Here is a 12,990-nt window from a genome sequence, read left to right as displayed (position 1 = left end):
TAGGATGAAATTTATGCAGCTGATTAGATTCATCCCATTCTACAGCATTCATATCTTCCCTATTGATTGATTGTTCAGCACGTATTCCGGTTATCCACAATGAATTTCCGGCAAGAGCACGTTTTAAGGGTTCAACCTTTCTGATTCCACAGCACTCTTTACGGTTCTCTACCGATCCATAAAAACTACTCGGACCATTGACACTGACCATTTGCTCAACCGCCTCTGTATTGGGGTAATATGCATGAACCGGTACTCCATATTTTTCAATGGTTCGGTTCCATACGTAATAAGTTTCTGGAAAAAGTCGGCCTGTTTCGAGAGTGAATACTTTAACAGGCATTTTATTTGAAAAAATTAGATGAGAAATAACCTGGTCTTCCCAACCAAAACTGGTCGAAAAAACCACTTTCCCAGGAAATCGATTGACTAACAATTCAAGTGACTGTTCTATACTCAATCCTGCAATTTCCTGTAATATCTCTGCTGATTTGTTCATTGTATTAAATCAGTTTATAGATTTATTAAGTGCTTCAGTCAGGTCTGAAAGGATATCATCACTATCCTCCAAGCCAACAGAGATTCTGATGCTTCCAGGAAATATTCCGATCTGCGCACGTTCAGCATCACTTAATTTGGAATGAGTTGTTGAAGCTGGATGTGTAGCTATTGAACGGGTATCGCCTAGATTGGGCGACAACCTGATCATTTGAAGTGCATCCATAAAACGCTTTGCCCGTTCAAAACCTCCCTTTACAATAAAGGTTACGATGCCGCCACCCTGTTTCATCTGGCGTTTTGCCAATTCATATTGTGGATGAGATGGGAGAAATGGATATCTGACAAGCTCTATTTCAGGATACTGTTCAAGAGTTTCTGCCACTTTCAAAGCATTACTACAATGCCTGTCCATACGTAGTGAAAGTGTTTCAAGACTTTTAGATAGGGTCCATGCATTGAATGGCGACATTGCCGGACCAGTATGCCTGATAAAAAACATCAGTTCTTTCATCAGATCTTTACGGCCTACCACTACCCCGCCCAGCACTCTACCCTGTCCGTCCATATATTTGGTTGCCGAGTGGCTTACAAGATCGGCGCCAAATTGAATTGGCTTTTGCAGATAGGGTGTTGCAAAACAGTTGTCAACATTCAGGATGAAATTGTGTTTCTTCTTTAAATTACCCAGCCATTCCAAATCTACTAATTCAAGACCGGGATTTGAAGGCGTTTCAAGAAACACCATTTTAGTTTCTGGACGTAATGCTGCTTCAAAATCTTCAGGCTTTGAGGCATCTACGTAGGTAGTGGTAATTCCCCAGCGAGGCAGCAATTGCGTAAAAAGCTGGTGAGTAGATCCAAAAATTGAGCGAAAAGCAACAATATGATCACCGCTACGTAGTAAACCTGCAATGGATGCAAACACAGCTGCCATTCCTGATGAGAAGGCTAAGCCAGCTTCTGCACCCTCAAAATCGCGCACTTTCTCAATAAACTCGTTGGTATTTGGATTAGAATAACGCGAATAAATATTCCCTTCAACCTCATCGGCAAACATTGCTCTGCCATGTTCTGAATCATCAAAAACAAAACTGGATGTCAGATATAAAGGCACAGAATGCTCTCTGTTTGATGAGCGAGGCACCTGGGTACGAATAAGCTTAGATTGTTCTTTCATTTTTTGCGAACGTTTCGGCAAAAATACTTAATTAAATAAAATTAATCAGGTGCTTTTATGTCTCGAATCTCGATTTAATAGTATTTAAACATAATTACAATGAGAATAAGCCCAGCAAATGCTGCCGCTAATAATTTCCAACTGATTTTTCGAGCCAAGGGTTTCTCATTTGAATTATTGATCAATGATTCAGTTGCCTTATTCAGCTCTTTTACTTTATGCGCAAAATCACCTCCCAAAGTAGTTCTCAACTTATTCATTTGCTGCAAGGTTAGATCTAGTTCATCGGGTAAATTAGTTTGAAATATCTCTTTCAGTCGTTTAGCAATTGTTGGCGATTTCCCATTGGTTGATATCCCGATCTTAAGATCTCCCTTCTTAACGATTGATCCCAAATAAAAATCACATAGATCAGGCTTATCAGCAACATTGATCAATAAATGTAGCGGGCGCGCCAAAGACCTGATTTCTGCATTCAGTATATTATCTCCTGTTGCGATAATCACCAGGTCATGACCTTCCAGATCAGTAGCTTCAAACCTTTTTGAATGTAATTTCACCCTTGGATAATTACCTGCTAATTGAATCAGTTTGGGCAGAAAGCTTTCAGCAACAATATCGATCTGGGTATCAGGACTATTACTTAGAACCGCCTCGAGTTTTTCAAGACCAATGTTCCCCGCTCCAACAAGTAAAACCTTCAATTGGTTTAACTTTAGGAATACCGGAAAAAGTTGATTGCCTGTATTGTTTTCCAAAACTTTATTATTCTTGTTCTGAGAATTCATAAAATGCCTTAATTGGCTGAAACAAAGAATGTAGCCCCACAACTTCACCAAATACGATCAAAGCAGGAGAATCTATTTTCTGATCCTGAGCAGATTCAAAGATCGTTCCTGCTGTAGCAACAACAATCTTCTCATTCTCCATAGTACCATTTTGAATAACCGCAGCTGGCAATCGGTGCTTTCCCGCTGCAATAAAAATGTCGGCAATATCCTTAAGCCTTTTGATTCCCATTAAAACCACAACCGTTGCATTTGATTTTGCAGCAGCATACAAATCTTTAGAAATCTCGCCAGAACTGGTCGTCCCGGTAATTACCCAGAAACTTTCACTCGCACCACGATGGGTTAATGGAATACCCTGCAGGGCAGGCACAGAAATACTGCTCGATATACCAGGAACCACTTCAGCAGGGATACTGTATGATGCAGCCATTTCCAATTCCTCAAATCCACGTCCAAAAACAAATGGATCACCTCCTTTTAATCGAACCACATGCCCATAGTTCAACGCATAGTCAATCATTAACTTATTAACAGCTTGCTGAGAATAGGAATGGTCACCAGAACGTTTACCTACGAATACTTTTATTGCATTTTCAGGAGCAAACTGCAGTAATTCACAATTAACAAGTGCATCATATAGAACTACATCTGCAGATTTGAGTACCCTTACACCCTTAATGCTAATTAGTTCTGCATCACCCGGACCTGCACCCACCAGCGTAATTCTTGGTTCTTTAATTGAGTTAGTTGTTTGCGTAATTATCATCTTAATTGAACTCCTTTGCTAGTTTAATTCTTTTAATAAAATCAACAGTTGATCCAAGGTAAGCTTGGGCAAATTCTGCTGATGGTTCATTTTTATTTATTTGCAATACCAAATCAGCAAAGCTTTCCAAACCCTGAAGAATCTGACTGTCTTTATAGTGCTCATCAAAATCACGAATAATTCCAACCTGTGTACTGCTATTGATTCCTTTATCCAATAACAATGCTTTTGCACTGCTGATAAATACACTGTAGGCATGATAGATTGAATCAGAATATGCTTTCGCATCCATTGATTCAATTGACCAATTCAGCTTTTCTTCTGCTTCGAGCAAGAGCGTTGAAACCAGGTCAATCATCACACCGGCACATTCTCCAACGCCAATTGCGGTTTCAAAGACCTCTTCGTGACCCCAATCAACAAATTCATCTAGAGTTAATGTACTTAGATCGGCTAATGGCTTTAATAACTGGTAAAAATAATCTTTACCAAATCTGTCATAAAAGTCGTTGAACAATTCATCTCCCTTTTTATTCTGGCTGTAATTATCCAATATAACCCGAACCACATCTTTGGTTCTTTTAGAAGGCACCTTGATAACCTTGTCTGCAGCACGACCTATACCATCGCCCACTGTACCACCGCCCAATAAAACCTGAGCAGCAGGCACAACCTTACCTGCAGCTTTGAGTGAACTTCCATGGAAACCAATATGCGCCAAACCATGTTGTCCACAACTATTCATACAGCCGCTAATCTTTATTTTTATATCCTGATTCTCTATCAGTTCATCAAATTCTTCTGAGATCAAATCTTCAAGAACTCGTGCAAGTTCGGTACTGTTTGAAATACCAAGGTTACAGGTATCCGTTCCGGGGCATGTTGTAATGTCACTTACGCTGTCGAACCCTGGTTTTACAAAATCAAGTTCTTTCAATCGCTCAAACAATACCGGTAAAGCCTCTTTACGCACATATTTGAGAAGCAAACCCTGATTGATTGTGATACGGATTTCATCGCCAACCAATCCGTTGATTGCTGCAATAAATTTCCTAGCCTTGCTTGTTGGAATATCTCCAGTTGTAACCTTGATGTAAACTCCATAAAAACCATGTTGCTTTTGCTCAAAGACGTTAGTATCGAGCCATCTTTGATAAAGTAACTGATCTGAAATAGGCACATCCGGCAGGTCTATTTTGTCAGGAATCTGAGGAAGATCAACCGTGTCACGATCAATTTTAAAATGTTTAGTCTGGTTTGCAACTCTCTCTTGCGCGATAAGGCTTAATACTTCATCAAGACCTAATTTTGCAACAAGAAATTTCATCCTTGCTTTATTTCTGTTACTGCGTTCGCCATACCTGTCAAAAACACGCAATGTTGATTCTATGTATGGAATCAGCTCATCTTCGGGCAAAAATTCATTCACCATATGGGCAATGGATGGCTGCGCCCCTAAGCCACCACCAAATAAAACTTTAAAACCACGAACTTCTTTTCCTTCTTTCAGAATAAGTTTAGGAATAAAGCCTAGATCATGAATATAGGTAAAGGCTGTATCCGCATCGCTTGAAGAAAAGGCGATCTTAAACTTTCTGCCCATCTCCTGACAAATTGGATTGCGAAGAAAATAGTTGAAAGTTGCATAGGCATAAGGTGATACATCAAAGGGCTCATTCGGATCAATACCAGATGTTGGTGATGCCGTTACATTTCGTACAGTATTACCACAGGCTTCCCTTAACGTAATGTCATCTTGCTCAAGTTTAGCCCATAGCTCTGGAGTTCGGTCAAGGCTTACATAATGGATTTGAATATCTTGACGTGTTGTTAAATGAAGGTTACTGCTTGCATATTCATCTGATATGTCGGCAATACGCAAAAACTGCTTAAAACTAACTTTCCCAAATGGTAATTTGATCCTTATCATTTGAACACCGGGCTGCCGCTGACCGTAAATACCACGGGCTAAACGGAGACTACGGAACTTCTCATCATGTATCTTACCATCACGAAATTCTCTGATTTTTTTCGCCAGATCGACAATATCTTTTTGAACAATTGGGTCTTCTAATTCTGTTCTGAAACTATTCATTAATTTTTTACAAAAAATAACCTCTTCTACCAGTAGGTGAAGAGGTTCATATAAATAAATCTTTACCTGGTCTTCTTCAATGTTTTATCATGCACATATAATAACAATCTAATGTTGTTTCATTGTTCATATGACATCCAAAATTTTTCATTGACCAAATATAATACAAAGTATATAGATTTAGTAGACTTTTATTTAAAATTTTTTTACACCCCCGTATTTTGAATTAAAAGGCCTTCACGACTAATAATATCAGCAATACTAGTTTCACTTAAAATTTTTAAAGTTGCATTTCTAACTTCCAGAAACACATCTCTTACACCACATGTTGCTTCATTGCTGCATTCATCACACTTCTGATAAAAATTCAAACTAACACATGGCAATAGTGCTACAGGGCCGCCAGTAAGACGTAACACCTGAACCACGAAAATCTCAGCAGGATCTTTTACCAGCCCATATCCACCACCGGCTCCCTTCTTACTGTAAAGTAATCCGGCATTCCTTAAATCGAGCAGAATTTGTTCAAGGAATTTTTTTGGTATATGTTCATCAGAAGCAATTTTCGAGATTTGCATTGGCGCCTCCCCAAAATTTTTACCCAAAACCACGAGGGCTTTTATTGCATAACGCGTTTTTTTAGAAAGCATACTCTGTAGGGAATTGTTAGTTAGAACAAATTAACGGAAATTATTTCTTAATCAATTGAATAAATATATTCTCTGAAATTGGCTATCATCAGCTCGAAGTAGATATTGGGATCAGAATTAATATTTAGCTAAGGTTAGAATATCAATCATTAATCAAGAGCAATTTTACGTTGAACCCTACTCTGCAGATTTAATAAGCTTACTAACCCTACGGATTAAAAATATAGAAACAATGGAAAGAAATACGATAATATAACCCAATGTATCATAATGTTCTAATGGACTAAACTTGTCTTTCTGTACAACAACCATTCCACCAAATGCTGCTGCAATTCCACCTGCAATTTGTTGTAACGATGCATTAATCCCCATGAATGCTCCTCTGTCTTGCTTTTCAGGCAATGCAGAACTTAAAGCCACTGCTGGAACCATCCTGCTCATAATTCCAACCATAAAACCTAAATTCATAAGTAATACAACCCAGAATGCAACTGGTCCAAGATTGGTATAAATAATTACAACGATACTAAGCAATACTGATGCTACAGTGAAAATGGTAAACTTATCGAACCGATCGCTTAACTTTCCAATCACGGGCATAATAAACAAAGCAGTGATACCTGAAACCATATATAAAATGGGAAGTTGCTGAGAAGTAACATTCAAATTATTTATTGCAAAAGCACTGCCCCAAGGCATCATCATAAATCCACCCAATGATAGGAAAGCAGTTGCCAAAAATCCTATTCTATACTTTCTTAGCGTTAGCGTATGCCATAAATGTTCAATTGCATTCCGTTCAGATTTTAGTAAAAGATGCTCATTTACAGGTTTTAGCTTGATGATAATAGCGAACAAAATCAAACTAGCCAATGCCACAATCATAAGAAATGGAGATTGCCAACCCCAATGATTTGCTATGTATAAACTAATTGGTATTCCAAGAACCTGGCTGCCACCAAATCCCATTTGCAGATATCCAATAACTCTACCCCTGTTTTCAATCACAAACATATCGGTTACAATAGCCATTGAAATAGACCCAATTACTCCTCCAAAGATTCCAGTAAAGATCCTAGCAAGTAATAACTTTGGATAGGTATCTGCCAAACCACAAAAAAGAGTACCGGCAATAAAGCCTATGTAAAAAAAGAGCAATAAGCTTTTCCGGTCAAACCGATCGGCAAAACCTGCCGTCAGTAAGCCTGAAATGCCGGCACTAAAAGCATATGCTGAAACACATAGCCCAAATTGCGAGGTGCTTAGACCCATAGATTTCATCAGCATATCGCCCAGCGGCGACATGACCATAAAATCAAGAACAACAGTGAATTGTGTTAATGCAAGTAACAGGATAACAAAAACTTCATAGGAGGAAAATTTTAATTTGATCGATGGGGTTTCCTTTATCAAGGTCATAAAAAATTGTTACAGGCCCAATTGGATTGCGCTTGCAATATAAGCTTTAAATGCTTTTTATAATTCCAGTACGCTTCCCAAAACTTAATTATATTCATAAATAACCTACCAAAACTGTTTTTTCTCCATTTGGCTGATTGAATTGTTCTGTTATCTTTACTTAAAATAATGATCATGAATAGATATATCTGTCTCTTAGTTCTAACTTTCCTTAGCAGTTCTATTTTCTCACAAGAACCAACTCCTAAAAAAGAAAATTTCACTTATTATGGTAAAGAATCCTTCTTAATTGAGGGCACCGGAGTTGCCGAATCTGAGAAAGAAAGCCCCTACGACCGTTTACCCGCATCTTATAAGAATAAAGTAAGAAAACAGGTTTGGGATCTGTCAAAAAATTCTGCTGGAATATCGATAAGGTTTAATACTAACTCTAGTTCTGTGAAAGTAAAATGGGCTTTGCTGAGTGATACAAAAATGAACCACATGGCCGAAACGGGCATAAAAGGGGTTGATCTGTATTGCAAAGTTAATGGAGTATGGACTTATGTTAATACAGGCAGACCAACAGCAAAAGAAAACGAAGCCTCACTGATTAGTGGTCTTAGTAGCGGCGAAAGGGAATTTAAACTTTATTTACCACTTTACGATGGTACAACCCAAGTGGAAATTGGATTAGAAAACGGCAGTACGATTACCAAACCTGATGCAGATAAAAAGCTACCCATAGTTTTTTATGGCACTAGTATTTTGCAGGGAGGTTGTGCTTCAAGACCCGGCATGGTATTTACAAGTATCATATCTAGAAAGCTGAATGTGGATTGTATTAACTTTGGCTTTAGCGGAAATGGAAGAATGGATCCTCCGATAGCCGAGCTTATTTCAGGAATAAAGGCGTCCTATTACGTTATTGATTGTCTACCGAATATGACAGCAAAACAAGTGACCGATAGTGTTATCCCATTAGCAAAAGCGATCCGTTCTAAAAATCCAACTACTCCACTAGTATTTGTTGAGAATGTGGAATATACACGAGCAATTTTCCAGACTGATCTGAAAAAGAGCATGGATGAAAAGAATCAGGCCTTGAAAACAGAATTCGATAAATTGGTGCAGGGTGGAATGAAAAATCTAATCTATATCAGTGCTACCGGATCAATCGGGACAGACAATGAGGGCACTGTAGATGGAACCCACTTAACTGATCTGGGCTATTTACGATATGCAGATTATTTGATTGCAAAGTTTAAAGAGAATAAGCTTACGATCAGATGATTGTGAGCTTTTGATAAGTGTTCTCTTATACAATAAAAGACGAGGTCAGATTAATTATTCTGATTTGGAAAGCAAAGCCATTGCTTTCTAGCTTCTGTAGCCGGGCTCTCCGCTGTAGCTTTTGCCGTGAAATTTTGATGTGATTAATAAAATTGATTCGGCAAAAGGCTACCGCTTCAATCCCGTTTAGATTGCAGGGACAGTGGTTATTTATTTGCAGCTAAGATCTTATTAATAAAATTAAATCCTAAAGCATGCAAGCCTTACAAAAAAACTACAACAGAGGCTAAATTAAACCGGGGCGGCAGCGGTAGCTTTTTTGCTATCAGGATAAATGTAATTAAAGACTGCTTTATGGCAAAAAACTAAAGCAGAGCACCAGACTGCCCAAACCGAAAAGCTTCAACAGCACCTTTCCAAAATTATAAAAAATAAAATTCAGCTTTATCCTCAGCTCACAATTCTACTTTAAGACAAACCCTTAAACCTCTCCTTCAAAAAGCTGCCAGTATAGGAATCCTTCTTCTTGATCAGATCTTCGGGAACCCCTTCAAACACAACATTTCCGCCTCTATCACCACCTTCAGGTCCAATATCAATTACCCAATCGGCGCATTTGATTACATCCATATTGTGTTCTATAACAATAATGGTGTTTCCTTGTTCTATTAAAGCTTCAAACGATTTAAGCAGTTTTTTAATGTCATGAAAATGAAGCCCGGTGGTAGGCTCATCAAAAATGAACAGAGTTTTACTGCTATTGTTTCCCTTAACCAGGAAAGATGCCAGTTTAATTCGTTGGGCTTCGCCGCCAGAAAGTGTGTTTGATGATTGTCCCAGATGAACATACCCTAATCCAACGTCAGCAAGCGGTTTGATCTTTGCAGCAATTTTAGGTTCGCTCTGAAAAAACTCAAGTGCTTCATCAATAGTCATATCCAGAACCTCAAAAACATTTTTTTCTTTATAGGTCACATCAAGAACATGCTGTTTAAAGCGCTTTCCATAACAAGATTCGCAAGGAAGATAAATATCTGCCATGAACTGCATTTCGATTTTCACCTCACCTTCGCCCTGACAAACATCGCAACGGCCTCCTTCAACATTGAAAGAAAATGCAGACGGCTTCAAACCAGATGCCTTAGCAGCACCCTGAGAGGCAAACAAATTTCGTATCTCATCCCATGCCTTCACATAGGTAACAGGGTTAGATCTTGAAGAACGGCCAATTGGATTCTGATCTACTATTTCAACCTGTTCAATTTTATTGAAATCTCCACCTATAGAATCATAAGATCCCGTTTGTTCACCAGAATAATTTCCAATAGCTTTCTGCAAGGCAGGTTGTAAAATTCGCTTCACCAGTGATGTTTTCCCAGAACCGGAAACACCTGAAACCACGCTTAAAACATTTAATGGAAATTTAACATCCACATTATTTAGATTATTCTCTCTAGCGCCTTTGATTTCAATATAATCACTCCATTTTCTACGATGCTGTGGTATAGCGATTGCTTGTTTTCCACTTAGGTATTGCCCGGTAAGACTCCCATCCTCCTTCAAAATTTCAGAATAAGTACCTGTAAACACCAACTGACCACCATGAGTACCTGCCTCCGGACCAATATCAATAATATGATCAGCTGCCTTCATGATTTCTTCTTCATGCTCAACAACCAATACAGTGTTTCCAACATCTCTCAATGAAATTAATACTTCAATCAGTCGTTGAGTATCCCTTGGATGAAGTCCGATACTTGGCTCATCTAAAACATATACTGAACCAACCAGCGAGCTACCCAATGAGGTAGCTAGATTTATACGCTGCGATTCACCACCTGAAAGGGTATTTGATAGTCTATTCAGGGTAAGGTAACTCAAGCCTACATCATTCAAAAATTTGATTCGGTTCGTAATCTCCATTAACAGACGCTTAGCAATCTTCATTCGAACTGGGTCAAGTTCTAAACCCTGAAAAAAAACAAGTGCTTTATCTAAAGGCATTAAAACGATATCTGTTATAGAGTGGTCGGCAATCTTTACGTTTGAAGCATCCTCACGGAGACGACTGCCTAGGCATTCCGGGCAGTTTGTCTTGCCACGATACCTTGAAAGCATAACACGGTATTGAATTTTATACGTTTGAGTCTCAAGTTCTTTGAAAAAATCATCTAGTCCGCTAAAGTATTCGTTACCAGACCATACTAATTGTTTTTGCTCTGCTGTTAGCTGATTATAAGAACGATGAATAGGAAAATCAAATTTTAAGGCATTTTTGACGAGCTTATGTAGCCATTCACCCATTTTTTCACCTCTCCAAGGAGCGATGGCACCATCGTAAACCGACTTGCTTTTATCCGGAATAACAAGATCTTCATCAATACCAATAATCTTACCATAACCTTCACAACGCTTACAAGCACCAAAAGGATTATTAAAACTGAAAAAATTAGGAGATGGCTCCTCGAAACGTATGCCATCTAGCTCAAAACGATCGCAAAACACATGAATCTGACCATCTACTTCTAAAAAGCAATCACCCCTGCCCTCAAAAAATGCAGTTTGAACTGAATCCGCAATACGGCTTAGGGTCTCCTCATCGGCCGCCACAGAAACCCGATCAATAACGATCTTGATATCCACGTCATTGCCCGATTTTATATTACCGGTTGACTGATCATCCAAAAGATCTTCGATTTTAGACAGCTGCTCATTGATCAATACACGCGTAAAACCTTTTTGAAGTAGTACTGCAAGCTCCTCCTTCAAAGAACGATTATTATGTGCATGCAAAGGGCAAGAAACAGTAACTGAAGTGCCTTCTGAAAAACCAGAAATGAAATTAATTACATCCGTAACTGTGTCTTTTTTAACTTCACTTCCTGAAATAGGTGATATGGTTTTCCCGATTCTTGAAAAAAGCAATTTCAAATAATCATAAATTTCAGTTGAAGTGCCTACAGTTGAACGTGGATTACTAGTAATAACCTTTTGCTCAATAGCAATTGCAGGCGCGATACCTTTAATATAATCAACATCAGGCTTATTCATTCGCCCCATAAACTGCCTGGCGTATGATGACAAACTTTCTACATATCGCCTTTGTCCTTCAGCATACAGCGTATCAAATGCCAGTGACGACTTGCCTGAACCAGACATTCCGGTAATGACAACTAATTTATTTTTAGGGATGGCGACATCAATATTCTTTAAATTATGGACTCTTGCCCCTTTAATAATAATATACTTTTTAGGATCTTTTTCTGCCTCTTTGTTCATTCGCAAACTCCAAACTATTTTATTTCGTATATACTGATATAGCCCTATGATTCGAAACGCAAAAATACGGCTATAAGTATTTATTAAAGAACAATGATCAAATATTATTTGATTTTGGCAAGATTATTGTTTGATTTCAAATCAATTAATTTCATTATAAATAACTAAAGGAAAAACGCTATCGAATAAACTCTACTCTATCATTTTTTTAAGAATTATAATACTAAAGAATTTAAAGTATGAGTGCTATAACTATTCATTCGATCAGTGACCAGGATCTGGTACAACAATACATAATTGGCCATGAGCCTAGCTTGGAGGAACTTATCCGAAGGCATAAAGCCAAAATATACACCTCAATTTATCTCTTAGTTAAAGACTCCTATCTGGCAGAGGATATATTTCAGGATACTTTTATAAAGGTTATTAATACCCTAAAAGCTGGAAAATATAATGAGGAAGGCAAGTTTCTTCCATGGGTAATTCGTATTGCACATAATCTTGTAATTGATCATTTTCGAAAAGAAAAGCGTAAACCATTGGTAACAACGGTTGATGGTTTTGATATTTTCGAAGTAATTAAATTTTATGATGATAGCATGGAAGATAAAATGATTCGTGAGCAAACACACAAGGATCTAAGAGAACTCATTCATCACTTGCCATCAGATCAGAAAGAAGTATTGATCATGCGCCATTTTGGTGAACTAAGTTTTAAAGAAATATCAGAATTAAGTGGGGTAAGTATAAACACTGCGCTTGGCCGCATGCGATATGCACTGAATAATTTACGCAAAATGATGTTAACCAGAGAATTAAGTTTAAAGAAGATCTAAATTTTTTTTATTCTATTTAAAACATTCGCAAATTAAGTGCGTTTAAACTAAAAACTTAATTTGCTTATGATAAAAATCTCTACTCCAAAAACACATTCTTTACAACAATTAGAAGTTAATAAAGATATTAACCCAGAAGGCCTTAGCGAAGAAGATCAATTGTTTTATACTGCTATTAAACCCTGCTTGAATGCAATTGCAATA

10 protein-coding genes are annotated in these 12,990 nt (G+C 37.9%); 2 read left to right on the top strand and 8 right to left on the bottom strand.

Annotated elements, in window-relative coordinates:
* The 7 genes from ACIQZ6_RS09760 to ACIQZ6_RS09730 all read right to left on the bottom strand — a co-directional run.
* Positions 1-499, bottom strand: a 499-nt coding sequence (locus ACIQZ6_RS09760) for a phosphoadenosine phosphosulfate reductase family protein (protein ID WP_395810579.1), incomplete at its 3' end; no start/stop codon positions are given.
* Between the two features lie 9 nt (positions 500-508).
* Complete coding sequence (locus ACIQZ6_RS09755) at positions 509-1,678, bottom strand: trans-sulfuration enzyme family protein (RefSeq protein WP_395810577.1); 1,170 nt, start codon at positions 1,676-1,678, stop codon at positions 509-511.
* A gap of 74 nt (positions 1,679-1,752) precedes the next feature.
* Positions 1,753-2,466, bottom strand: coding sequence for a bifunctional precorrin-2 dehydrogenase/sirohydrochlorin ferrochelatase (locus tag ACIQZ6_RS09750; RefSeq protein WP_395810575.1), 714 nt, complete (start codon positions 2,464-2,466; stop codon positions 1,753-1,755).
* Positions 2,444-3,235: a uroporphyrinogen-III C-methyltransferase gene (cobA, locus tag ACIQZ6_RS09745; RefSeq protein WP_395810573.1), complete on the bottom strand. Its 792-nt coding sequence runs from the start codon at positions 3,233-3,235 to the stop codon at positions 2,444-2,446. Before cobA ends, ACIQZ6_RS09750 begins: the two co-directional genes overlap by 23 nt.
* A gap of 1 nt (position 3,236) precedes the next feature.
* Positions 3,237-5,330, bottom strand: a complete 2,094-nt coding sequence (locus ACIQZ6_RS09740) for a HEPN domain-containing protein (protein ID WP_395810571.1) — start codon at positions 5,328-5,330, stop codon at positions 3,237-3,239.
* Positions 5,331-5,536: 206 nt separating this feature from the next.
* Positions 5,537-5,980 carry an RrF2 family transcriptional regulator gene (locus ACIQZ6_RS09735; protein ID WP_395810569.1) on the bottom strand — a complete coding sequence of 148 codons (444 nt, stop codon included), beginning with the start codon at positions 5,978-5,980 and terminating at the stop codon, positions 5,537-5,539.
* A gap of 177 nt (positions 5,981-6,157) precedes the next feature.
* Positions 6,158-7,399, bottom strand: a complete 1,242-nt coding sequence (locus tag ACIQZ6_RS09730; RefSeq protein ID WP_395810567.1) for an MFS transporter — start codon at positions 7,397-7,399, stop codon at positions 6,158-6,160.
* A gap of 174 nt (positions 7,400-7,573) precedes the next feature.
* Here ACIQZ6_RS09730 and ACIQZ6_RS09725 point away from each other — a divergent pair, with 174 nt between their 5' ends.
* Positions 7,574-8,671 (top strand): SGNH/GDSL hydrolase family protein, encoded by a 1,098-nt coding sequence (locus ACIQZ6_RS09725; RefSeq protein ID WP_395810565.1) that lies wholly within the window; start codon positions 7,574-7,576, stop codon positions 8,669-8,671.
* Between the two features lie 468 nt (positions 8,672-9,139).
* Here the strand turns inward: ACIQZ6_RS09725 and uvrA are convergent, their stop codons facing one another.
* Positions 9,140-11,950 carry an excinuclease ABC subunit UvrA gene (uvrA, locus tag ACIQZ6_RS09720; protein WP_395810563.1) on the bottom strand — a complete coding sequence of 937 codons (2,811 nt, stop codon included), beginning with the start codon at positions 11,948-11,950 and terminating at the stop codon, positions 9,140-9,142.
* A 248-nt stretch (positions 11,951-12,198) separates the two neighbouring features.
* Between uvrA and ACIQZ6_RS09715 the strand changes: the two genes are divergently transcribed.
* Positions 12,199-12,786, top strand: coding sequence for an RNA polymerase sigma factor (locus ACIQZ6_RS09715; protein ID WP_395810581.1), 588 nt, complete (start codon positions 12,199-12,201; stop codon positions 12,784-12,786).
* The last annotated feature ends 204 nt before the right edge of the window (positions 12,787-12,990 follow it).

This window comes from Daejeonella sp. (genome assembly GCF_044348475.1).
GTDB lineage: Bacteria > Bacteroidota > Bacteroidia > Sphingobacteriales > Sphingobacteriaceae > Daejeonella.
Note: the sequence above shows the minus strand (reverse complement) of the source record. Positions and strands in the feature narration are given on the sequence as shown.